We start from the raw sequence: 21937 nt of genomic DNA on the forward strand, positions 1-21937 counted from the left end.
GTCAGGGCTTGTAGACGACCGCGATGTTCAGCTGCCCGGCATCGCGGGCCCATGCCAGCCATCGCGGCTCGCCCAGACCGCTCAGACGCTGGATCGGGATGACGTACACGCCCTCGTCGGGCCGGCTCAGCGCCCGGAACTCCGGCTTCTTCGAGATCCAGATCGATCCACCGCCGTCCCACGGCTCCAGGCAGGTGTAGACGTAGCCGTGCTCGCGGAGGTTGATCCTGTCGGCCAGGCGGTCCGCCTCGGTCCGCAGCTCGGAGAGCAGATGCTCCGGCACGTTCCCGTCCAGCGTGAACGCGGCGACGTCGTAGACGTTGCCCTCGCCGAAGTCGCGCGAGGCGAGGATCGTGAGTTCGGTCACGCCCTTCTCCGAGGCGCGGGTCCACAGGGCGTGGGAGTTCTTCGCGCGCTTGTTCATCAGAAAGCCGCCGAAGTTCACCTTCTGGAAGGCGAAGTCGTCGAGCTTCGCGGCGATCGATGCGCGTGTGGTCATGTCGTCTGTCTCCTTGTCCGTGCGGGTGCCCGCTCCGGAGCCGAGCGTACGGAGCGCGGACAGCCTCCCGTGGAACCCCGAACGAATCCGAACGGCCGTACGTCGACGCTCTGCCCTAGGCTCAGGACATGCCCGGCCCTCGCACGTTCGACGAGCTCAGTGCGGGGCTGGGGCGGCTGCGCGTCGCGGCCGGTACCCCTTCCTACGCGGAGATCGCGCGTCGGATCGGCGACCTCCGCGACGGCGACGAGCCCGCGAAGGTCACTGTGTACGACTGCTTCCGTCCCGGGCGCCGTCGGGTCGACGTCCGGCTCGTGGGGGACATCGTGCGCGCACTGGGCGGCTCGCCGGAGCACGCGGAGACGTGGCGCGCGGCGGCACGAGCGCTCAACGGCGAACGGTCCGGCGTGCATGTCGAGGTGGTGCTCGCGGCACGGGAGAGAGCGGGAACCGCGACAGGGCGGGAGGCGCTGATGGCGACGATCCCCGATGCGGACGTGGTCGTGCTGACGGGCCTTCCCGGCGTCGGCAAGACGACCCTGGCATCCGCGCTGGCCGGCCCAGACCCCGTGCTCACGGTGGAGCTGCGGGAGTCGGATCCGGACCGCCCGCTGGCAGACCCCGTGGACATCCTCCGCCGCATGCTGAGCGCGCTCGGCGTGCGCTCCCTTCCCTACGAGCTCTCACGATTACGCGCGCAACTGTCTCGAGCCGCGCACCGGACGCGAGTCGTGATCGAGGACGCCGGTGATGCAGAGCGGCTCGGCGCACTGCTCGTCCCCGGCGTCCGCTTCCTCGTGACGACGCGGCGCGACCCGGCCGATCTCGAGCTGCGGATTCCCGGCGGCGGCGTCGCGGTGGCTCGCGTCGTGGTGCCGCCGATGGCGGACGCGGAGGCGCGGAAGCTGCTGACCGCGCTCCTCGCGGACTCCCGCGGTGCCGCTTCCGGCGACCGGGGCGGCGGGATCGACGACGAGGCGCTCGGCCGGATCGTCGCGGTCGGCGGCGGCCTTCCCCTGGATATCGCGATGCTCGCCGGCATCGTGCGGGAGCACCCGCGCTGGTCCTTCGACGACCTCGCCTCCCGCTTCGAGCACGAGCCGCGCGACGCCCGGATCCGTCCGGTCCTCGAGGCCGCGACCCGGTCCCTGTCCTCGCCGGACGCGGAGGTGCTCGCCGACGCTGCCCTGCTCGATCGCGACCTGGACGAGGCGGTGCTCCGGGCCGCCGTGGGCCCGCATGCCGAGGAGGCGCTGGGGAGGCTGGAGGCCCGGCACCTGCTGGAACGGCACGCGGGCCGCGTGACGATGCACGACACGGTGTTCGCCTTCGCGGCGGAACGGTCCCGCGCCCTGCGTCCGTCATCGACGCGGCGGCGTTTCGTGCAGCGTGCGGCGGATGCGGTGCTGGCCCTCATCGCCGAAGATCCCGACTACGCCCCCCGCGAGGTGGGCACGGTGCTCGCGGTCGCCGCTGCCGCGCGCGAGCACGACCTGGACGGGGCGGTCGAGAGGCTGGCGCTGGACGCGCACCCCGATCTCGCACGGTGGTCGCTCTGGAGTGAATCGCTGCAGCTGCACGATCTCGCCGCACGAGGACGGGGGCTGGAGCTCGTCCCCGAGATCGCGCTCGGGGTGGCGCAGTGCGCCGAGAAGCTGGGCCGACTGGACGAGGCCCTCATCACCCTGCATCGCGTGCGACGCATCGCCGTGGGGGTGTCGTCGGCGCGGACCTGGAACCAGATCGGCAACGTCCAGCGCTGGATGAGCCACCTGGATGAGGCCCTCGTGTCGTATCGCCGAGCCATCGACATCGCTCGCGCGGTGGGGGACCGCGTGGTGGAGGGCCGGGCGAGGGGGAACCACGCCGATACGCTGCGCATCCTCGCCCGCTATCCGCAGGCGGAGGAAGGATACGCGCAGGCTCTGCGCATCGCCCTCGAAGAGGGCGACGACCTCAACATCGCGGTGGTGCGGGGCAACCGTCCGCTGCTCCTGCTCGCGCGGGGTCGGTTGGCCGAGGCCGAGGCGGAGCTGGAGGAGCTTCTCGCGTCGTCGAGCGTCGCCTCCCTTCCCTTCGTGCGCAGGACGCTGGCGCTCGTCGCGGAGGCCCGCGGCGACGATGAGCTCGCTCTGCGTCGGTGCGCGGACGCCCAGGAGACGCTGCGCGTGGCGGGCGAGTTCGGCACCTCCGCAGATCTCGACCTGCTCTCGGCGCGGATCCGCGGCCGCCGAGGTGCTACCGCCGCGGCGCGGGCGACAGCCGAGCGGGTGCTCGCGGAGGCGGAGCAGGCGGGATCCCCGCTCATCGCGACGGAAGCCGCGAACTCTCTCGCCGAGATCCTCGTCGACGGGGCCGCGGCGGATGCGACGCGGTGGCGCGAGGCGGAACGGCACGCGCGTGAGGCACGCAGCGTCGCGGAGGCGACGGGCGACCGGGCGGAGGTGGCGCGGAGCGATGCGCTGCTCGCCGTCGTCGCGGACGCCCGGGGTGAGAAACACGAGGCCGAGGCGCGGAGGGCTGCGTCGCGTCGTCTCTACGCCGCGATGGGCCATCGTCTCGCTGCTGTCTGAGGCGTGGTCCCGTTCACCAGCCTTTCCACCGAAGATGCCAGGATGGTGGGATGCACACCGCAAATCTGACCCGGGAGGAGACGGCGGCGCGATCCGCGGCCGTCACCCTCCACCGCGTCCGCGTCGAACTCGACCTCACCGGAGCCCCGGAAAGAGCCCGCACCGGTTTCCCCACGGTCACGACGCTCGAGTTCGACACGACCGGCGACAGCACCTGGATCGATTTCATCGGCGAAGAGGTCCAGCGGGTCGAGGTGAACGGCGTGGAGCAGCCCGTCGACTACGACGGCGCTCGCATCGCGCTGACGAACCTGGCCGCATCGAACGTGGTGCGCGTCGAAGCCGTGGGAGTGTACAGCCGCTCCGGCGAAGGGCTGCACCGTTTCCACGACCCCGCGGACGAGCGCACCTACCTGTACACGCAGTACGAGCCCGCCGACTCGCGACGCGTGATGGCGTGCTTCGAGCAGCCCGATATGAAGGCCGAGTACACCTTCGTCGTCGACGCGCCGTCCGGATGGCAGGTGCTCTCGAACCAGTCACCCGCCCACCTGGACCTCGGCGTCGGCGTGCAGCGGGTCACCTTCGCCCCCACGCTGCCGATCTCGAGCTACATCACCGCGGTCGCCGCCGGCCCCTATGTCCGGGTCGATGGAGAATGGGCGCGCGGCGACCAGCACGTCGCGCTCGGCGTGCTGGTACGGCAGTCCCTCGCCGAGCACCTCGAGGCCGAGGAGATCCTCGACGTCACCCGGCAGGGGCTCGACTTCTTCGACGACGCCTTCGCGTACCCCTATCCCTGGGGCAAGTACGACCAGCTCTTCGTGCCGGAGTACAACCTCGGCGCGATGGAGAACCCCGGGCTCGTGACCTTCACGGAGGGCTACCTGTCGCGCGGTGCGGCCACGGACGCGCAGCGGGCGGCTCGCGCCAACACGATCCTGCACGAGATGGCGCACATGTGGTTCGGCGATCTCGTGACCATGACCTGGTGGGACGACCTGTGGCTCAAGGAATCGTTCGCCGACTACATGGGAGCGCACGCGTCGGCGGTCGCCACGCGGTATCACGACGCCTGGGTCAAGTTCGCGGCGAGCCGCAAGGCGTGGGCCTACCAGCAGGATCAGCTCCCGACGACGCACCCGATCGTGGCCGACATCACCGATCTCGAGGCCGCGAAGCTGAACTTCGACGGGATCACGTACGCCAAGGGCGCCGCCGTGCTCAAGCAGCTCGTCGCGTTCGTCGGAGACGACGCGTTCTTCGAGGGGGCCAGACGCTACTTCGCCGCCAACGCCTTCGGGAACACGACGCTCGAGGACTTCCTCGTGCAGCTGAGCGCGGTCTCGGGCCGCGACATGCGCGACTGGTCGGCGGCGTGGCTGCAGACCTCCGGCGTGTCGACGCTCTGGATGGAGGCCGACGCCGACGGGCGGCGCTTCGTCGTCCAGACCGATCCGCGCCCGCATCGTCTCCGCATCGGAGCCTACGATCGGGTCGACGGACGCATCGTCCGTCGGGAGCAGCGTGAGATCGACGTCACCGGCGAGCGCACAGAGGTCGAGCTGCCGGATGCCGATCTGACGCTCTTGAACGACGACGACCTCACCTATGTGAAAGCACGTCTCGACGAACGATCGCTGCGCACCGTCGAGGAGTCCCTCTCCGCGATCGACGACCCCCTCGGTCGCGCGCTCGTGTGGTCCTCCCTGTGGAACGCCGTCCGCGATGGCGAGCTCGAACCGGGCCGCTACCTCGCGATCGTGCGGACGCACGCGCCTGCCGAGCCCAACATCGGGCTGCTCACCGGGGTGCTTGCGAACGCCGTGTACACGCTCCGCCACTTCGTCGGAGATGTCCGCCGCGACGAGGAGCAGCGCACCTGGACGGACACCGTGTGGAGTGCGGTGCAAGCCGCAGAGGCCGGCAGCGATGCGCAGCTCTCCTGGGCGCGGGCGTTCGCGACCGCGTCGAGCTTCGACGACCTGCATCACGAGCGGGTGCGCGAGCTTCTCGACGGCGAGGTGCCGGATGGACTCGTGGTCGACCCCGACCTGCGCTGGCAGCTTCTGACCGCCCTCGTGACCACCGGCCATGCCGATCAGGCCGAGGTCGAGGCCGAGCTGGAACGCGATGACACCGGCGACGGGCGCACGGCGGCGCGGCGGGCACGCGCGTCGCGTCCGGACCAGGAGGTGCGTCGCGCGGCGTGGGAGGCGGCCTGGACCGACCGGTCACTGAGCAACGACCACCTGGATGCCGAGATCAGCGGATTCCGCGCCGGCGGACGCCGCGACCTGATCGCGGGCTTCGACGGCGAGTACTTCGATCGGATCGGAGCAGCCTGGGCCGACCGCAGCATCGAGATCGCGAGGCGGCTCGTCCTCGGACTGTTCCCCGCCACGGAATCGCTGGAGCTCGTCGACAGCTGGCTCGCGGAGAATGCGGATGCGCCTGCCGCGCTTCGTCGACTCATCGTCGAGCAGCGCGATCACCTGCAGCGCGATCTCAGGGTGCGGGGGATCCTGCCGCGCTGATGAGCTCGGCGGCGGTGTCGAATCCGACGGCGCGGAGGTCGTCGCGGTCGTCGCTGGCGTGGCACAGGATGGCGGAGACGGCGGCGGCCCATGCGCGGGCTCGGAGCCACGTGGCCTCGTCGTATCTGTCGGCTGTGGCGCGGCGGAAGACGTGTCGCCCCTCCGCGTCGAAGACGAGCCAGCCCGCGGCGAGGTCGTAGGCGGGGTCTCCCGCTGTCACATCGCCGAAGTCGACAAGGGCCACGAGGCGGTCCCCGTCCGCCAGGATGTTCCCCGGGTGCAGGTCGCCGTGGATCCATACGGATTCGGCGGCCGGGGCAGCGTCGAGTCCGGCTTCCCAGAGTGCGGCGAGAGGAGTGGCGACCCGCGGGGGCAGTTCGGCGAGACGCGAGCGGATGCTGTCGTCTCTGCTCCGCAGCGGCACCCCGCGCACCGGGTTGTGCGGTGCGTCATCGGGAGCCGGCTGGTGGAGCACCGACAGCACGGTCGCGAGCTGGCCGGCCCACACCGTGTTGCGGTGACGGGGGAGCCCCAGCACGTGCTCGCCGGGGAGCCACGGCACGATCGACCAGGACCACGGGAACGTCGATGTGGGAGCACCGGCGACAACCGGCAGCGGCGCCCGCACGCCTGCCGCGGCGAGGCGCATCGCGAGCTGGGGGAGTGCGCGGTGCTCATGCCGGATCAGCGTCGCGGCGAGCTCGCGCCGCGGGACGCGGACGGCGAGGTCCGTGCCGAGGCGCCAGGTGACGTTGTCCCAGCCCTCTGCGACGCGGCTCAGCGGGAGCGAAGCGAGTCGGGGGGAGACCGTGCGCACCAGCTCGCGCACCTCGTCCTCCGCGAGTGTGCGCTCCGCCGCCGGCGAGTCCGCCATCGTCAGAGGTCGAGCGATTCGCCGGGCTCCAGCACGAAGAACTCGCCGCCGCTCTGCTCGGTGGCCCACTGCAGCCGCTGCCGGTGCATGTTCTTGCCGATCACCGACAGCGTCATGTCGTGCGTGCCGAAAGCGCGCCGCGGGGCGACGGCGAGCACGTAGTCCATGGCCTCGCCGATCTTCAGCCAGGGCGCGCCCAGAGGAGCGGCGAGAGTGCCGACCGTCACGTCTGCCGGGACGGCGTAGGAGTCGCCGGGGTAGTAGAACTCGTCGTTGACGAGCACGCCCACGTTCTCGATGGTCGGCAGGGAGGAGTGGATCACCTCGTGCGCTCCGCCGAAGAACCGCAGGCGGAAGTCACCGGCCTCGACGGCGTCACCCGGAGCGACGGTCGTGATCTCGTAGCCTTCGGCCGCCCGCGCGACTCCGGCGGTCGCGAAGATCGGCACACCGGGCGCCGCGCGCAGGATGCGGTCCAGGTGCTCGGTCGTCCAGTGGTCGGGGTGCTCGTGGGTGATCACCACGCCGACCACGTCGGCGAGGTCGTTCAGCGGGGCGGTGAAGGAGCCCGGATCGATCAGGAGGGTCTGACCCCCGGCGTCGAGACGGAGGGCGGCATGTTCGAACTTGGTGACGCGCATGTCACGAGTCAACTCCTTCCGGTGCCGCACGGCAAACGGAATTCCGTGCGCCACGCCCGGGCGTCCGCCGGGGTCGGCCTCGATTTGGCGCAGTGAGAATCGCCGTGGCATACTTGAACGGTTGTCGCGGGACGGAAACGCTCCGCAAGACGGCCCCATCGTATAGCGGCCTAGTACGCCGCCCTCTCACGGCGGTAACGCGGGTTCGAATCCCGCTGGGGTCACACAACACGCGAAAGCCCCCGGTTCTCCCGGGGGCTTTCGTCGTCTCCGGACGTGCTCGATCAGGCCGGGGAGCGCAGGGACATCGTGCGGAACGTGCGATTGCTCAGCGGCAGGAGCATGAGCGCCATCATCGCCCCACCGAACACCGCGAAGGGCACCCAGAGCGCGGTCGCCGAGGCCAGCATCCCGAAGCCGGCCATCGCGAGCGGCATCAGGCAGTCGTCGCCCAGGCGGGTGAGGGATCCCATGCGGCCGAGGTAGGCCGTGTCGACCGTGGCGGAGAACGTGGCACTGAGCAGCACCGAGGCGTAACCGGCCGTGACTCCGATCACGAAGGCCGCCGTGCCGACCGTCCAGACCGGGCCGATCCCGAGCGCCGCGATCCCCGCACCCTGGACGACGAGCGCCGTGAAGCCGGACAGCGCTTCGTGCCGCGGGCGCCATCTCGCGACCGAGACGGCGCCGAGCGCCGCTCCCAGACCGAGCAGGGCCTCGAACAGCCCGACCGCCTGGGCGCCCCACCCCTCGTCGTGCGCGCGCAGGGCGAGGCCGATGCCGACGGCCGGTCCGACCGCGAGGTTCAGGCCGGACAGGGCGAGCACGAGGGTGCGCGTCGTCGGGTGCGTACCGAGGTGGGCGAAGCCGCGACCGATTCCGCGCAGCGTGGACTCGCGGTCGGCCCGGGCCAGACGGAAGCGCGGGCGCAGCCAGATCGCGAGGAAGGCGACGACCAGCGAGAAGGTCAGGGCGTTGACGCCCGCGCTTCCCCCGAGACCTGCGTGCGCGACGATCACGCCGCCCAGCGCCGCTCCGGCCATGGTTCCCAGGCGAGAAGCGGTCTGCGCCGCCGCGCCGTACGACGGCAGGTCCGATGCGCGGACGAGCTGCCGCGCGATGGTTCCCGCCGACGGCTCGTAGAACGCGTCGCACACGCCGAACGCGATCGCGGCGAACAGCAGCACGGCCACGGTGGGCGGCGTCGCCAGCACCCATGCGGCGACGGCGACCAGAACGCCCACGCGCAGGACGTTGAACAGCAGCATCACGCGTCGGGCATCGGAGCGATCCGCGATGACGCCGCCGAACAGCAGGATCACCGCCCGCGGAACCGTGCCGGCGGCGACGATCAGCCCGGCCACGGCGGGGGAGGCGATCTGCACCGCCGTCCAGGCCAGGGCGATCGTCCACAGGGCATCGCCCGCATCGGACAGCGCCTTCACGCCGATCCAGGCGTGGACCAGCCGGTCGCGACGGAACGCCGGAGGTTCGGCCAGCTGGACCGGGTCGGTGACGGCGCTCATCAGGGTTCCGTGGGGAACGCGTGAGCGAACGCGAAGACGGGCCGGCGTTCGGTGCCGTCGTCGAGGTCGATCGCCTCGCGCCATTCGCGCATCGTGTGCAGCAGGCGTTCCGAGAGATCGCGCAGCTCGTCGGGGGAGGCCCAGGCCGTCGTCTCGGTGTTCGAGCCGTCATAGCCGACGTATGCGGGGTCGTCGCGGTGCCGGTGCCAGCGCTGAAGCCGTTCGATCTGCATCCGGATGCCCTGTCGCTGCGCCTCCCTGGCCAGCAGCGCATCAGCGGGGGTGTCGAGATAGTCGTCGACGGACCAGGTGAAGCCGCGCCGCGCGAGAGCCCACCAGCTCGTCCTCCGGTCGCCGGACGGGTCGGCGGCACGCTCGACGACTCCGGCTCGCTCGAGCATGCGCAGGTGATGGCTGATGCTGCCCACCTGGCTCTCGAGCGCCCGTGCCAGTGTCGTCACCTGGCTGGTGCCGTAGAGCAGCAGGTAGTCGTAGATGCGGCGTCGGAGCGGGTGATGAACGGCCGTGACCGCGGAGATGTCTTCCACGCAGGAAGGCTATGCGCGGCTGCCGTGATGCACAAGGCTTCTTGTATACCGCGGAAACACGCGGGTTTCAGCCGTCTCTCCGCGGGCGATCACACCCCCAGGAGAGCGGTGACCGCTCACACGGTCGGGTCGATCCGCTTCTTGCCGGCGTCGGCGCGCCGTCGTGCGCGGCGCCGCGCACGACGGATGAGCCAGACGACCAGGATCACCACGGCTGCCACCGCGAGCCAGGGGAGCAGGAAGCCCAGCGCGATCACGAGTGCGTTGAGCGACACCACCAGCCCGTTCCATCCGGCGAGCAGGCCGTCGCCGAATCCGGACGGCTCGGCCGTCGTCGGCGCGGCCGCACGGGTCAGCTGCACCTGGAGGGAGGACATCGCCACCTGGTCGTCCAGCGCCGCCAGCTGCTGCTCGTAGGACTCCAGCTGCGCCTGTCGATCGGTCAACGCGACCTCCGCCTCGATCAGCTCCGAGACGCTGCCGGACTGCGCCATCAGCTGGGTGAGGCGCTCGACGGAGGCACGCGTGGAATCCACCCTGGCCTGCAGATCGATCGCGACCGCGGTCACGTCCTGTTTGGCGGTCGACGAGGAGATCACCTCACCGGTGTCGTCGAGCGCTGCGATGACCTCCGTGAGGTCGGCGGAGGGGACTCGGATGGTGATGGAGCCGTATCCGGAGTCGGCGGGCGCCGACGCGGCGTCGCTCTCGCCCTCGACCCCGAGCGCCTTGCCGACCTCCGTGCTCTCGACGTAGCCGCCGTGCTCCGACGCCAGGTCGGAGATCTGCGCGGCCGCATCCGGGATGCTCTTGACCTGGACCGTGGCCTGAGCCGTGGCGATGATCTCCCGGTCGCCCTCGACGGCGGCGGCGCCGGACAGGGCCGCGTCACCGGACTCGGCGGTGGCTGGGTCGCCCGGCTGCGCGCCGGGCGCGAGCTCCGCGCTGCGCTCCGGCAGCGACGACGAGGTGTCGGCCACCGATCCGCCGGACGTGCTCCACCCGTCGGCCGTGGACACCGCGGATCCGCCCACCGCGTTCAGGATCGGCGGGGTCACGAGGACGCCGACGAGGAAGGCTGCGGCGATCCCACCGCCGGTGAGCCAGCGGCGGCGCCGCCGCTGTGCCGTCGTGCGCGCCGGCCGCGCGGGGCGTCCGTCCTGCGCGATCTCGGCGAACACCGCTCGCTCCATGCGTGCGATCGTCTCGCCGGACAGTTCCGGGAGGCCGTCGTCGGGCGTCTGGTCGTTCATGCGTCTCTCACTTCCTTCACGGCGCCCCGGAGCTGCGTGCGCACTCGCGAGAGACGGTTCCGGACGACGGCATGGGTCACGCCGAGCTCCTCTGCGGCCGCCTGATAGGCGTACCCCTCAGCCGCGCACAGCCGGAAGATCTCGCGGTCGAGTTCGCTCAGACCGCCCACCTCCGCTGCGATCCTCGCTGCGAGGGCCGCGGTGATGACCTGCTCCTCGACGCTCACGGCATCCGCCAGCGTCTCATCGACGGCGTCGGTCGTATGCGCCTCGTCGCGTCGGCGCCGCCGGAGCCGATTCGCCGCCTGGAAGCGGCAGATCGTCGCCAGCCACGGCAGGATGGACTCTCCCTGCAGCTCGAGGCCGGGGAGCTTGCGCCATGCGACGACGAACGTCTCCTGCGTCACGTCCTCCGCATCGGCAGCGGAACCCAGGATCCCCTGCGCGATCCAGTAGACGGGGCGCACGTGGGCGCGGTACAGCTCCCGGAAGGCGCTCTCATCGCCCGCCGCGGCCTGCGCGGCCCACTTCTGATCACTCGTCTGCACGGGCATCCTGGTTCCGTTCGGTGTCTCTCACCCGGGAAGTGTCGGTGGATGCCCCATCGTCTCAGATCCGTCCGCATCCGTTCGCTCCCGACGCTTCATCCCGCCCCCGTGCTCCGGTAGCATTGCCCCGGCGAGAGGGAGTATCCCGGACCCGCGCGTAACGTCATCACGAGCATCGACATCGCTGCTCCGGGCGCGCGACGCACTTCGGTGCGGGGGAGAGACTTTCGGCTCATTCCCGACCCCTCGCGAAAGGTGCAGTGCGCCCTTGGATATCCCCCTCTGGTTCGAGATCACCTCGATGGTCGTCCTCACGATCATCCTGATCGGCGACCTGCTGCTCATCCGGCTGCGACCCCACATCCCGTCGACCAAGGAGTCCACGCTCTGGGTCGTGTTCTACGTGGGGCTGGCGCTCCTGTTCGCGGTGCTGCTGGGCAATGTCGGCGGATGGCAGAACGCGGGTGACTTCATCACCGGATGGGCGCTGGAATACAGCCTCTCGGTGGACAACCTCTTCGTCTTCGTACTGATCATGGCGCAGTTCGCCGTGCCGCGGCGGTTGCAGCAGCAGGTGCTGATGGTGGGCATCATCATCGCCCTGGTGCTGCGCGGACTGTTCATCCTCGTGGGCGTCGCCATCATCGAGAACTTCTCGCCGATCTTCTACATCTTCGGGGCGTTCCTCATCTGGACGGCGATCCGTCAGGCGATGCCGGAGGGGGACATCGACGACGAGGTGAAGCGCGAGAACTTCATCGTCCGCCTGCTGCGCCGTCGCATCGACATCAGCGAGACCTACGACGGGTCCAAGATCCGCACGACGGTCGACGGCAAGAGGATGTGGACCCCCATGGTGATCGTGTTCATCACGATCGGCGTCACCGACCTCATCTTCGCGATCGACTCGATCCCGGCGATCTTCGAGATCACGACGAACGGATTCCTCGTCTTCGCCGCGAACATCTTCGCGCTGATGGGCCTGCGTCAGCTGTACTTCCTCCTCGGCGACCTCCTCGACCGGCTCCGCTACCTGCACTACGGCATCGCGGTGATCCTCGGCTTCATCGGCATCAAGCTGATCCTGCACGCGCTCCACGTCAACGAGCTCCCGTTCATCAACGGCGGACAGCACATCGAGTGGGTCCCCGACATCGACAACATGGTCTCGCTCGGCGTGATCCTCGTCTCCATGACCGTGGCGACGGTGGCGAGCCTGATCGCCTCCTCCCGCGAGAAGCGCGCCGAGAAGAGGTCGGCGCTCAGCGAGTGAGCCGGCGGGCGGCCTGCGTGCGACTCAGAACGCGCGCAGGTTCGCCTGCAGTCCGCCGTCCGCGTACTCGCGTCGGAGGATGCCACGGCGCCGGAGGACCGGCACCAGCTCATCGAGTGTGCGGTGCAGCGTCACCGGGTGGAAGTCGCCCCACAGCAGCACCCCGTCGTTGCCCCACTCGCCGAGTTCCTCGATCAGGTCGGCGAACTCCTCCGCGGTGCCGACGAAGCCGCTGCGATCGGAGATGCGACCGGCGCGCGCGAGAGCGGACAGATGCGCGCGCAGGGGTGCGTCCTCGCCGCGGTCTCCGATGAGTCTCTGGATGCTCCCGCGCGACACGTGCGCACCGAAGACCTCGAGGTCGAGCGGGCGATCCAGGTCGAGCGCGGTCAGGTCGGTCTCGAGGTCGCTGGACTGCTTCCGCGCGATCTGGACCAGAGCGGCGTCATCGGGGTGGGCTGAGGCGGCGACGATGCGGTCGGCCTCTTCCGGGGAAGCGGTGATGACGGGCTGGATGGCGAACAGGATCGTGACGTCCTCGGGGCGCCGGCTCTTCGTGATCGCGGCCTCGTGCACCTTCGCGCGGTACGCGCGCACCGAGGCCTCGTCGAGCGGGGCGAGGGCGAGCTGCACGTCGGAGTTCGCGCCGGCGAAGCCGAGTCCACGTCCGGAGCCGCCCGGCGACACGATCGCGGGTTCGCCCTGCGTGAAGGGGAGCGCGTTGAGGGGGCCGTCGAAGCGGTAGTGGTCGCCGCGGTGCCGGACGGCGCGCATACGGGTGCCGTCCGCGTACACGTCCGTTTCGCGATCCTCGACCAGCGCGCCGTCGTCCCAGCTGTGCCAGAGCGCGCGGATGCCGGCGAGCCACTCCTCGGCGCGGTCATAGGCCTCGTCGTGGCCGAGCTGCGGCGCATCCGAGAAGTGCCGGGCGCTGCCGGTGTCGGTGACGACGTTGAGGCCGAGGCGGTGTCCGCTCAGGTGCTGCAGCGTCGCGAACTGTCGCGCCGCGGTGTAAGGCAGGTACGCCGCCGGGTTCACGGTCGGCACGACGCCGAGGTGGCGTGTCGCGTGGAACAGCGAGGGCGCGAGCAGAAGCGGGTCGTGCTTGGGACCGCCGAAGGCGTGCCGGACGCGGAGATCGATCGTGGCGGGCGACCCGAGCGACGGCGCGTCCTCGATGATGACGAGATCGAAGCCGGCCTGCTCCAGGGTGCGCGCCGCCTCCTGATAGATCTCGGGGCGCGTCCAGTCGTAGTCCCACTCCAGCGAGGGGTACCCCCAGCCCTGCGGACCGAATCCCCGCGCGAGGAACCACCCGAAATGCTGGAGCCGGGTCATGCCACCGTCTCCCGCACCGACTCGAGCACCCGGCTGAGGTCCGCGATGAGGTCGGCGACGTCTTCGATCCCGATCGACAGGCGGAGCGTGCCGGGGCCGACGCCGAGCACGGCGCGCTCCGCATCGGTGCGCTGGGCGTGGCTCGTGGTGCCCGGATGCAGTGCGAGCGATCGCACATCACCGATGTGGGTCATGTGCGTGAAGACGCGCACGTCCTCGACGAAGCGCCGAGCGGCGGGCAGGCCGCCCCGGAGGGTGAACGTGAAGATCGAGCCGAAGCCTCCTTCGAGGTAGCGCACGGCCGTCTCGTGATGCGGATGGGAGGGGAGTCCGGCGTAGTCGACACTCTCGACGGCGTCCTGGGATTCGAGCCAGCGCGCGATCTCGAGCGCATTCCGTGACTGACGCTCGACGCGCAGCGAGAGCGTCTCCGCGCCCTGGCCGATGAGGAACGCGTTCAGCGGCGACGGGGAGGCGCCGAAGCGCGGCGCGACCGACTCGCGCGCGTAGGCGATGCGGGCGCGGCCGCCGTGTCGGGAGAAGACGCTGGGAGCGCCGCCTCTCCCCGGCAGGACGAGGTGCGGCGCGTTGTGACCGGCGCGCTCCGCGTCGAAGCGGCCGTCGTCGACGATGACGCCGCCGAGGACGGATCCGTGCCCGGCGAGGAATTTCGAGGCGGAGTGGACGACGACGGCGGCGCCGTGCTCGATCGGCCGGAGCAGGGACGGGGTGGCGAGCGTGTTGTCGACGATCAGCGGGACGGCGACCTCATCGGCGATGGCGCTCACGGCGGCGACGTCGAGCACATCGTTGCGCGCGTTCGCGAGCGACTCGGCGAACAGGGCGCGCGTGTTCGGCCGGATCGCCGCTCGCCACGCATCCGGATCGGCGATGTCCTCGACGAACGTCGTCTCGATATCCAGCCGGGCGAGGTTGTCGAGGAAGAGGCCGCGCGTGCCCTCGTAGATGTGCGTGGACGAGACGATGTGGTCCCCGGCTCCCACGACCGAGAGGAGAGCGGTGGACACCGCGGCCTGACCGCTGGCGACGAGCACGGCGTCCGCGCCCGACTCGAGCGACGCCAGCTGACGCTCCACCGCGCGCACGGTCGGGTTCCCGGTGCGCGTGTATCCGAAGCCGGTGCCCGTGCTGAAGTGGTCGGCGGCGTGGTCGAAGTCGTCGAACTCGAAGCCGGCGGTGAGGTAGATCGGGGTGGCGCGGGCCGCCGCCGTCTCTCGGCTTCTCGCCGCGTGGACGGCGCGGGTGGCGAAGCGGGCGGTGTCGACGGTCATGCGGAGCCTCTCGGTCGGTCGGGTGAGCAACAGAGTGTCACGGCGTGTCTCGGCGTGTCCGAGCGGTGGTAACCTGACGTCATGCGGACCGTGCTCCTTCTTAGCGGCCGCGGCGAGACCTCGATCTGAGCCCCTCCTCGTCGCGGAGTCCATCGTGGGCCGAACCGCCATCCCCAGGAGACACGCCATGACCACCACCGCCGGTGCGGATTCCGCACGCCCCAGGACGCTCGCCGAGAAGGTCTGGGACGACCACCTCGTCGTCAAGGGCGAGGACGGGCAGCCCGACCTCATCTACATCGACCTGCACCTCGTGCACGAGGTCACCAGCCCGCAGGCCTTCGACGGCCTCCGCAGCGAGGGGCGCCCGCTCCGCCGGCTCGACCTGACCATCGCCACCGAGGACCACAACACCCCGACGTGGGAGATCGACAAGCCGATCGCCGACCTCACCAGTCGCACGCAGATCGAGACGCTGCGTCGCAACGCCGCCGAGTTCGGGGTGCGCCTGCACTCGCTGGGCGATGCGGAGCAGGGCATCGTGCACGTCGTCGGGCCTCAGCTCGGACTCACGATGCCCGGCATCACGGTGGTCTGCGGCGACTCGCACACGTCGACCCACGGCGCGTTCGGCGCGATGGCGTTCGGCATCGGCACGAGCGAGGTCGAGCACGTCATGGCCACCCAGACGCTGCCCCTCAAGCCCTTCAAGACCATGGCCATCAACGTCGAGGGCACGTTGCGTCCGGGCGTGACCGCGAAGGACATCATCCTCGCCGTGATCGCCAAGATCGGCACCGGCGGCGGCCAGGGCTACGTGCTCGAATACCGCGGCAGCGCGATCCGCGCGCTCTCGATGGAGGGCCGCATGACGATCTGCAACATGTCGATCGAGGCCGGCGCCCGCGCGGGCATGGTCGCCCCGGACGAGACGACCTTCGCCTACCTCGAGGGCCGTCCGCACGCGCCGAAGGGGCAGGACTGGGACGACGCCGTCGCCTACTGGCGCACGCTGCCGACCGACGAGGGCGCGGCATTCGACGCCGAGGTCTTCATCGACGCCGACGAGCTGGAGCCCTTCGTCACCTGGGGCACGAACCCGGGCCAGGGCAGCTCGCTCTCCTCCGCGGTGCCGAACCCGGCCGAGATCACCGACCCGAACGAGCGCGCCGCCGCCGAGCGCGCACTGGAGTACATGGATCTCACCCCTGGCACGCCTCTCAAGGAGGTGCCGGTCGATGCGGTGTTCATGGGCTCGTGCACGAATAGCCGCATCGAGGACCTCCGTGCCTTCGCGTCGATCATCCAGGGCAAGAAGAAGGCCGACGGCGTGCGCGTCATGGTCGTCCCCGGCTCGGCGCGCGTTCGTCTGGAGGCCGAGGCGGAGGGACTGGACCAGGTCATCAAGGACTTCGGGGCGGAGTGGCGGTTCGCCGGCTGCTCGATGTGCCTCGGGATGAACCCCGACCAGCTCGCCCCTGGGGAGCGCTGCGCCTCCACCTCGAACCGCAACTTCGAGGGCAGGCAGGGCAAGGGCGGCCGCACCCACCTGGTGTCGCCCCTGGTCGCCGCGGCGACCGCCATCCGCGGAACCCTGTCCAGCCCGAGCGATCTGGAGGCCTGACCATGGAGAAGTTCACCACCCACACGGGCATCGCGGCGCCGCTGCAGCGCTCGAACGTCGACACCGACCAGATCATCCCCGCGGTGTTCCTCAAGCGCGTCACCAAGACCGGCTTCGAGGATGCGCTGTTCCACGGCTGGCGTCAGGACCCGGAGTTCGTCCTGAACCAGGCGCCGTACCAGGGCGCGTCGATCCTCGTCGCCGGCCCCGACTTCGGCACCGGATCGAGCCGCGAGCACGCCGTCTGGGCGCTGCGCGACTTCGGATTCAAGGTCGTCCTGAGTCCCCGGTTCGCGGACATCTTCCGTGGCAACTCGGGCAAGCAGGGCCTGCTCGCCGCGACGATCTCGGAAGAGGATCTCGAGCAGATCTGGGCCGAGATCGAGCGGAATCCCGGGGTTTCCATGACGGTCGACCTCGAGGCGCGGGTGGCGGTCATCGGCGACATCCAGGCCGAGATCGGTATCGACGATTACACTAGATGGCGGCTCCTCGAAGGGCTCGATGACATCGGGCTCACGCTGCGCAACGAAGACAAGATCGCGCAGTTCGAGGCCCGTCGCGAGTCGTGGCGGCCCCGAACCCTTCCCGTTCAGTAGACGGTGGGGGCGGGGGAGCCAGGGGCAACCCGCCCCCGAAATCCGTTGATGAAGTGAGGCTCCGAATGACGACACCTGTGCGCGATGCTCTTCCGGGCGGAGTCCCTGCACTCACCGGAGACGTCCTCGCCATTCGAGGCGGCCGTCCGCTGCGCGGTCGCGTCGACGTCAAGGGCGCGAAGAACCTCGCGACCAAGGCGATGGTCGCCTCGCTCCTCGGCGAGACGGTGAGCACGCTGCGCGATGTGCCGGCGATCAGCGATGTGGCCGTCGTGCGCTCGCTGCTCGAGGTGCACGGCGTCCGGGTCTCGGAGGGCGACGAGCCCGGCTCGGTCGTGTTCGACCCGAGCGACGTGGAATCCGCGCACTTCGAGGAGATCGACGCCCACGCGGGCGCCTCGCGCATCCCGATCCTGTTCTGCGGGCCGCTGCTGCACCGTCTCGGACAGGCCTTCATCCCCGACCTCGGCGGCTGCCGCATCGGCGACCGCCCGATCGACTTCCACCTCGACGCGCTGCGGAAGTTCGGCGCGATCGTCGAGAAGCTCCCGAGCGGCATCCGCCTGTCCACCGGGGGCAGCCGCCTGCACGGGGCGAACATCCACCTGCCGTACCCGAGCGTGGGCGCGACCGAGCAGGTGCTCCTCACGGCCGTCCGCGCCGAAGGCGTCACGGAGCTGCGCAACGCCGCGATCGAGCCCGAGATCATGGACCTGATCGCCGTGCTGCAGAAGATGGGCGCGATCATCTCCTACGAGCCCAACCGCGTCATCGTGATCGAGGGCGTCGAGAAGCTCCGCGGCTACGACCACCGGTCCATCTTCGACCGCAACGAGGCCGCATCCTGGGCCTCGGCCGCGCTGGCCACCGACGGCGAGATCTTCGTCGGCGGCGCCAAGCAGCAGGAGATGCTCACCTTCCTCAACGTCTTCCGCAAGGCGGGCGGCTGGTTCGACATCCAGGAGGACGGGATCCTCTTCCGCCGTGACGGGGACATCAAGCCGGTCGTGATCGAGACCGACGTCCACCCCGGCTTCATGACCGACTGGCAGCAGCCGCTCGTGGTCGCGCTGACGCAGGCGCACGGACGATCGGTGGTCCACGAGACCGTGTACGAGAACCGGATGGGCTTCACCGAGGCGCTGGTCAAGATGGGTGCCGACATCGTCGTGCACCCGCGCGGACTCCAGGACGGACCTCGCCGGGTTCCCCGTCGCGATCTCGAGCAGGCCGCCGTCATCACCGGACCGACTCCGCTGCACGGCGCAGACATCGTGGTGCCCGACCTCCGCGGTGGCTACAGCCACATCATCGCGGCCCTCACCGCCACGGGCGAGTCGAAGGTCTCAGGAGTGGACATCCTCAGCCGCGGCTACGAGAAGTTCCTCGCCAAGCTCGACGCCCTCGGCGCCGACTTCGACGTCATCCGGTGACCCCGATGTCATCGCGGTCGTCGGAGACGACGCGGCCGAGCGTGTTCTGGCCGCTCGCCGCGCTCGTGATCCCGCCGATGTCGCTGATCGCGAAGATCCGGGTGACGGGTGCGGAGAAGCTGCCGAAAGAGGGGGCTTTCGTCCTCGCGCCGAACCACTACTCCGAGTTCGATCCGCTGATCGTCGCGGTCGCCGTGTGGCGGATGGGGCGTGCACCGCGGTTCATGGCCAAGGAGAGCCTGTTCCGTGTTCCGGTGCTGGGCTGGTTCCTGCGCCGCACCGGCATGATCCCCGTGGCCCGCACCTCCTCCGCCTCGTCGGCGCGCCAGACGATGAAGCAGTCCGAGGAGCTCGTCGAGCACGGCCGCGGCGTCATCGTGTATCCGGAGGGGACGCTGACCCGCGATCCCGATCTGTGGCCGATGCGCGGCAAGTCGGGCGCGGTGCGGCTCGCTCTCGCGGACGGCATCCCGCTGATCCCGATGGCGCAGTGGGGCACGCAGGAGATCATGGGCCGCTACCAGAAGGGCCTGAGCCTGTGGCCGCTGCGCAAGCCGGTCCACGTGCTCGTCGGCGATCCCGTCGATGTGGCGGACCTGCGCGCGCGTGCCGGCGAGCCGGCCGCCCTGACGGAGGCGACGAACCGTCTGATGAACGCGATCACCGCCCTGCTCGAGCAGCTGCGCGATGAGAAGGCGCCGGCGGAGCGCTGGAACCCCGCATCCCACGGCCAGAAGGAGACCGGACGCCTTGACTCCTAAGAGAACCGCTCCGGTCGGTCCGCGCGCCACCGTCATCGGCTCGGGCAGCTGGGGGACGACATTCGGCAAGATCCTCGCCGACGGCGGCGCCCAGGTGACGATGTGGGCTCGCCGTCCCGAGCTCGCCCAGGAGATCAACGAGGCCAAGCGCAACAGCCGCTACCTGCCGGGCATCAATCTGCCCCGGACCATGTCGGCCACGCATGAACTGGCGACGTCCCTCGACGGCGTCGAGCAGGTGTACCTGTCGGTGCCGAGCCAGTCCCTCCGCGAGAACCTCAAGGCGCTGCGACCTCTGCTCGCCGACAGCGACGCCAAGGTCATCAGCCTGATGAAGGGTGTGGAGCGCGGCAGCGGACTGCGCATGAGCCAGGTGATCCAGCAGGAGCTGCGCTGCGATCCCGACCGCATCGCAGTGGCTTCCGGGCCGAACCTGGCCCTCGAGATCGCCCGCGAGCAGCCGACCGCCGCCGTCATCTCCTCACGCAGCCAGGAGACCGCGGAGACCGTGGCACGCGCCGCGCGGAACGACTACTTCCGCACCTTCGTGAACACCGACGTGATCGGCACCGAGTTCGGCGGAGTGCTCAAGAACCTCATCGCGGTCGCGATCGGCATCGTCGACGGCGTCGGCTACGGCGAGAACACCAAGGCGTCGATCATCACCCGCGGCCTGGTCGAGATGACGGACTTCGCGGTCGCGAACGGCGCACACCCCGAGACCCTCCAGGGGCTCGCCGGCCTCGGCGATCTGATCGCGACCTGCCAGTCGCCGCTCAGCCGCAACAACACCGCCGGCCGCCTCCTCGGCCAGGGATACAGCTTCCAGGATGTCGTGAAGCAGATGCAGCAGACGGCGGAGGGCCTGGCATCGGTCGCGCCCATCCTGCAGCTGGCGCGTGAAGCCGACGTCCACATGCCCATCGTCGAGCAGGTGAAGATGGTGCTCGACGGGAAGATGGACCCGCGGGACATCGCGCCCCACCTGACGACGGACGACGACACCCCGCAGGGTGAGAGGACCAACCATGGACAAGCAGACGGTGGTGGTGCTCTTCGGCGGGCGCTCCAGCGAGCATTCGATCAGCTCCGCAACGGCGGGGGGAGTGCTGGGCGCAATCGATCGTGACCGCTACGACGTGATCCCGGTGGGGATCACGCGCGAAGGCGCCTTCGTCCTCGAAGAGGACGACCCCGCGAAGTTCCCCCTCGACGCGGACCACCTCCCCGAGGTCGTCGACAACGGCACGCGCGTGCTGTGGCCGGAGCCGGGCGGCGACCGTACGCTGCGCGTCGTGCACCCCGACGGTGCCACCGAAGGGCTCGGCTCGATCGACGTCGTGCTGCCCATCCTGCACGGTCCGCACGGCGAGGACGGCACCATCCAGGGCTTCTTCGACACGCTCGAGGTCCCGTACGCCGGTGGAGGCGTCCTCGATTCGGCGCTGTGCATGGACAAGCACTTCATGAAGATCGCGCTTCAGGCCTCGGGTATCGCCGTCGCCCCCTGGGTGACCGTCCGGCGCCGGGACTGGGATCGGGAACCCGCCGCCGTCCGCGCGGAGGCGGAGGCCCTCGGGCTGCCGCTGTTCGTGAAGCCCGCGAGGGCGGGCTCGAGCGTCGGCGTGTCGAAGGTCGACGCCCTCGACGAGCTCGACGCGGCCCTGGCCGTCGCGTTCGCCGAGGATGACAAGGTCCTGATCGAGACCGGCGTGCACGGCAGGGAGATCGAGGTAGCCGTGCTCGAGGGCGCAGACGGGGTCCGTGCCTCGCTCCCCGGCGAGATCGTGCTGACCTCTCGCGGCTTCTACGACTTCGAGGGCAAGTACCTCGGCGGCGACGGCGTCGACGTCGTGTGCCCCGCCGACGTCACGGACGTCGAGCGCGCGGCGATCCAGGAGGCTGGCGTGCGTGCGTTCGAAGCCGTGGACGGTCGCGGCCTCGCCCGAGTGGACATGTTCCTGACGCCGTCCGGCGACCTCGTCGTCAACGAGCTGAACACGATGCCCGGCTTCACGCCGATCTCGATGTTCCCGAAGTGCTGGGTCGCCTCGGGGCTGAGCTACGGCGACCTGATCACCGAGCTGGTCGAGGCCGGTCTGCGACGCTGACCGTCCGGTCCGCCGCGGTCAGCTCGCGGGGAACTCGACGCGGTCGGTGCACTTCGCGGTCGCGGGGGCGAGTCCGCCCTGGATGCTCTTCGAGATCGAGTCGACGATCGACTGGAAATCGATCTGCTCGCCGCGGCGGATGTTGACCTCGACGGCGGGGTCGCGACCGTACGTGACCAGGCGCTGCCTCTCCTCCTCCTGCTCCAGGACGAGCCAGTCGACACCGCCGAGGGTCGTGCACACGAGGGCGGACGGGGCGGGAGGTTCGACGCCGCAGCGGAGCACGACAGTCGGGTCACCCCATGCGCCGGTGGCCTGGGCATCCGTCCACACGCGGTCGAAGCCCGCGACGTTGTCCGGGAGCAGCACCGACACCGAGGCGCAGGCGGGATCGTTCGCGTCGTCCGCCGGCTCGAGGTGGACGGTCGTGGAGCAGCCCGCGAGCAGCGCGGACACGGCCGCTGCGCCGGCGAGGGCAGCGAGGCGACGGGAGCGGGGCATGCTTCC

At 70.2% G+C, this 21937-nt stretch carries 19 protein-coding genes and 1 tRNA gene; 10 read left to right on the forward strand and 10 right to left on the reverse strand.

The window, feature by feature from the left end; translation table 11 throughout:
• Position 1: 1 nt before the first annotated feature.
• Entirely contained in the window at positions 2–499 is a 498-nt protein-coding gene (locus CSX12_RS07870; RefSeq protein WP_124895425.1) for a hypothetical protein, read from the reverse strand.
• 128 nt (positions 500–627) lie between these two features.
• Between CSX12_RS07870 and CSX12_RS07875 the strand changes: the two genes are divergently transcribed.
• Together CSX12_RS07875 and pepN are read left to right on the forward strand one after the other, a co-directional pair.
• Positions 628–3072, forward strand: coding sequence for a tetratricopeptide repeat protein (locus CSX12_RS07875; protein WP_124895426.1), 2445 nt, complete (start codon positions 628–630; stop codon positions 3070–3072).
• A 50-nt stretch (positions 3073–3122) separates the two neighbouring features.
• Positions 3123–5609 (forward strand): aminopeptidase N, encoded by a 2487-nt coding sequence (gene pepN / locus CSX12_RS07880; RefSeq protein ID WP_124895427.1) that lies wholly within the window; start codon positions 3123–3125, stop codon positions 5607–5609.
• Here pepN and CSX12_RS07885 read toward each other — a convergent pair.
• Both CSX12_RS07885 and CSX12_RS07890 read right to left on the reverse strand, forming a co-directional pair.
• Entirely contained in the window at positions 5581–6483 is a 903-nt protein-coding gene (locus CSX12_RS07885) for an aminoglycoside phosphotransferase family protein (RefSeq protein WP_124895428.1), read from the reverse strand. The two genes, pepN and CSX12_RS07885, sit on opposite strands and share 29 nt — an antisense overlap.
• Positions 6484–6485: 2 nt before the next feature.
• The gene (locus tag CSX12_RS07890) at positions 6486–7124 is read right to left on the reverse strand and encodes an MBL fold metallo-hydrolase (RefSeq protein ID WP_124895429.1); all 639 of its coding nucleotides are present in this window, start codon (positions 7122–7124) and stop codon (positions 6486–6488) included.
• A 151-nt stretch (positions 7125–7275) separates the two neighbouring features.
• Here CSX12_RS07890 and CSX12_RS07895 point away from each other — a divergent pair.
• Positions 7276–7348, forward strand: a tRNA-Glu gene (locus tag CSX12_RS07895).
• 60 nt (positions 7349–7408) lie between these two features.
• On the opposite strand, the gene CSX12_RS07900 is transcribed toward CSX12_RS07895, so the two are convergent.
• The 4 genes from CSX12_RS07900 to CSX12_RS07915 all read right to left on the reverse strand — a co-directional run bounded on the left by CSX12_RS07900 (position 7409) and on the right by CSX12_RS07915 (position 11005).
• The gene (locus CSX12_RS07900) at positions 7409–8650 is read right to left on the reverse strand and encodes an MFS transporter (protein ID WP_124895430.1); all 1242 of its coding nucleotides are present in this window, start codon (positions 8648–8650) and stop codon (positions 7409–7411) included.
• Positions 8650–9198 carry a helix-turn-helix domain-containing protein gene (locus tag CSX12_RS07905; protein WP_124895431.1) on the reverse strand — a complete coding sequence of 183 codons (549 nt, stop codon included), beginning with the start codon at positions 9196–9198 and terminating at the stop codon, positions 8650–8652. The genes CSX12_RS07900 and CSX12_RS07905 overlap by 1 nt, the downstream gene beginning before the upstream one ends.
• A gap of 116 nt (positions 9199–9314) precedes the next feature.
• On the reverse strand, positions 9315–10451 hold the full coding sequence (locus tag CSX12_RS07910) for a DUF4349 domain-containing protein (protein WP_124895432.1): 1137 nt from the start codon (positions 10449–10451) through the stop codon (positions 9315–9317).
• A complete protein-coding gene (locus CSX12_RS07915) occupies positions 10448–11005 on the reverse strand; it encodes an RNA polymerase sigma factor (protein WP_017204475.1) in 558 nt (185 codons plus the stop codon). The genes CSX12_RS07910 and CSX12_RS07915 overlap by 4 nt, the downstream gene beginning before the upstream one ends.
• A gap of 262 nt (positions 11006–11267) precedes the next feature.
• On the opposite strand from CSX12_RS07915, the gene CSX12_RS07920 reads away from it, so the two are divergent.
• Positions 11268–12272 (forward strand): TerC/Alx family metal homeostasis membrane protein, encoded by a 1005-nt coding sequence (locus tag CSX12_RS07920; RefSeq protein ID WP_124895433.1) that lies wholly within the window; start codon positions 11268–11270, stop codon positions 12270–12272.
• A 24-nt stretch (positions 12273–12296) separates the two neighbouring features.
• On the opposite strand, the gene CSX12_RS07925 is transcribed toward CSX12_RS07920, so the two are convergent.
• Together CSX12_RS07925 and CSX12_RS07930 are read right to left on the reverse strand one after the other, a co-directional pair.
• A complete protein-coding gene (locus CSX12_RS07925) occupies positions 12297–13610 on the reverse strand; it encodes an LLM class flavin-dependent oxidoreductase (protein WP_124895434.1) in 1314 nt (437 codons plus the stop codon).
• Entirely contained in the window at positions 13607–14902 is a 1296-nt protein-coding gene (locus tag CSX12_RS07930; protein WP_124895435.1) for a PLP-dependent transferase, read from the reverse strand. Before CSX12_RS07930 ends, CSX12_RS07925 begins: the two co-directional genes overlap by 4 nt.
• A gap of 187 nt (positions 14903–15089) precedes the next feature.
• On the opposite strand from CSX12_RS07930, the gene leuC reads away from it, so the two are divergent.
• The 6 genes from leuC (at position 15090) to CSX12_RS07960 (ending at position 21430) form a co-directional block, all read left to right on the forward strand.
• On the forward strand, positions 15090–16526 hold the full coding sequence (leuC, locus tag CSX12_RS07935) for a 3-isopropylmalate dehydratase large subunit (protein ID WP_124895436.1): 1437 nt from the start codon (positions 15090–15092) through the stop codon (positions 16524–16526).
• A gap of 2 nt (positions 16527–16528) precedes the next feature.
• Entirely contained in the window at positions 16529–17125 is a 597-nt protein-coding gene (gene leuD, locus CSX12_RS07940) for a 3-isopropylmalate dehydratase small subunit (RefSeq protein WP_124895437.1), read from the forward strand.
• 65 nt (positions 17126–17190) lie between these two features.
• Positions 17191–18558 carry a UDP-N-acetylglucosamine 1-carboxyvinyltransferase gene (gene murA, locus CSX12_RS07945; protein WP_124895438.1) on the forward strand — a complete coding sequence of 456 codons (1368 nt, stop codon included), beginning with the start codon at positions 17191–17193 and terminating at the stop codon, positions 18556–18558.
• 5 nt (positions 18559–18563) lie between these two features.
• Complete coding sequence (locus tag CSX12_RS07950; RefSeq protein WP_124895439.1) at positions 18564–19319, forward strand: lysophospholipid acyltransferase family protein; 756 nt, start codon at positions 18564–18566, stop codon at positions 19317–19319.
• The gene (locus tag CSX12_RS07955) at positions 19309–20448 is read left to right on the forward strand and encodes an NAD(P)H-dependent glycerol-3-phosphate dehydrogenase (RefSeq protein WP_124895440.1); all 1140 of its coding nucleotides are present in this window, start codon (positions 19309–19311) and stop codon (positions 20446–20448) included. Before CSX12_RS07950 ends, CSX12_RS07955 begins: the two co-directional genes overlap by 11 nt.
• Complete coding sequence (locus tag CSX12_RS07960; RefSeq protein ID WP_124895441.1) at positions 20348–21430, forward strand: D-alanine--D-alanine ligase family protein; 1083 nt, start codon at positions 20348–20350, stop codon at positions 21428–21430. The genes CSX12_RS07955 and CSX12_RS07960 overlap by 101 nt, the downstream gene beginning before the upstream one ends.
• Before the next feature lie 18 nt (positions 21431–21448).
• On the opposite strand, the gene CSX12_RS07965 is transcribed toward CSX12_RS07960, so the two are convergent.
• Entirely contained in the window at positions 21449–21931 is a 483-nt protein-coding gene (locus tag CSX12_RS07965) for a DUF3515 domain-containing protein (RefSeq protein ID WP_017204484.1), read from the reverse strand.
• Positions 21932–21937: the final 6 nt, after the last annotated feature.

It is taken from the genome of Microbacterium sp. Y-01 (genome assembly GCF_003856715.1).
In the GTDB taxonomy this organism is placed as follows: domain Bacteria; phylum Actinomycetota; class Actinomycetes; order Actinomycetales; family Microbacteriaceae; genus Microbacterium; species Microbacterium algeriense.

Bases quoted from the DNA above. Each gene is read 5' to 3' on its own strand.
- CSX12_RS07870 (WP_124895425.1), bottom strand. From the start codon at position 499: ATGACCACACGCGCATCGATCGCCGCGAAGCTCGACGACTTCGCCTTC.
- CSX12_RS07875 (WP_124895426.1), top strand. From the start codon at position 628: ATGCCCGGCCCTCGCACGTTCGACGAGCTCAGTGCGGGGCTGGGGCGG.
- pepN (WP_124895427.1), top strand. From the start codon at position 3,123: ATGCACACCGCAAATCTGACCCGGGAGGAGACGGCGGCGCGATCCGCG.
- CSX12_RS07885 (WP_124895428.1), bottom strand. From the start codon at position 6,483: ATGGCGGACTCGCCGGCGGCGGAGCGCACACTCGCGGAGGACGAGGTG.
- CSX12_RS07890 (WP_124895429.1), bottom strand. From the start codon at position 7,124: ATGCGCGTCACCAAGTTCGAACATGCCGCCCTCCGTCTCGACGCCGGG.
- CSX12_RS07900 (WP_124895430.1), bottom strand. From the start codon at position 8,650: ATGAGCGCCGTCACCGACCCGGTCCAGCTGGCCGAACCTCCGGCGTTC.
- CSX12_RS07910 (WP_124895432.1), bottom strand. From the start codon at position 10,451: ATGAACGACCAGACGCCCGACGACGGCCTCCCGGAACTGTCCGGCGAG.
- CSX12_RS07915 (WP_017204475.1), bottom strand. From the start codon at position 11,005: ATGCCCGTGCAGACGAGTGATCAGAAGTGGGCCGCGCAGGCCGCGGCG.
- CSX12_RS07925 (WP_124895434.1), bottom strand. From the start codon at position 13,610: ATGACCCGGCTCCAGCATTTCGGGTGGTTCCTCGCGCGGGGATTCGGT.
- CSX12_RS07930 (WP_124895435.1), bottom strand. From the start codon at position 14,902: ATGACCGTCGACACCGCCCGCTTCGCCACCCGCGCCGTCCACGCGGCG.
- leuC (WP_124895436.1), top strand. From the start codon at position 15,090: ATGACCACCACCGCCGGTGCGGATTCCGCACGCCCCAGGACGCTCGCC.
- leuD (WP_124895437.1), top strand. From the start codon at position 16,529: ATGGAGAAGTTCACCACCCACACGGGCATCGCGGCGCCGCTGCAGCGC.
- murA (WP_124895438.1), top strand. From the start codon at position 17,191: ATGACGACACCTGTGCGCGATGCTCTTCCGGGCGGAGTCCCTGCACTC.
- CSX12_RS07950 (WP_124895439.1), top strand. From the start codon at position 18,564: ATGTCATCGCGGTCGTCGGAGACGACGCGGCCGAGCGTGTTCTGGCCG.
- CSX12_RS07960 (WP_124895441.1), top strand. From the start codon at position 20,348: ATGGACAAGCAGACGGTGGTGGTGCTCTTCGGCGGGCGCTCCAGCGAG.
- CSX12_RS07965 (WP_017204484.1), bottom strand. From the start codon at position 21,931: ATGCCCCGCTCCCGTCGCCTCGCTGCCCTCGCCGGCGCAGCGGCCGTG.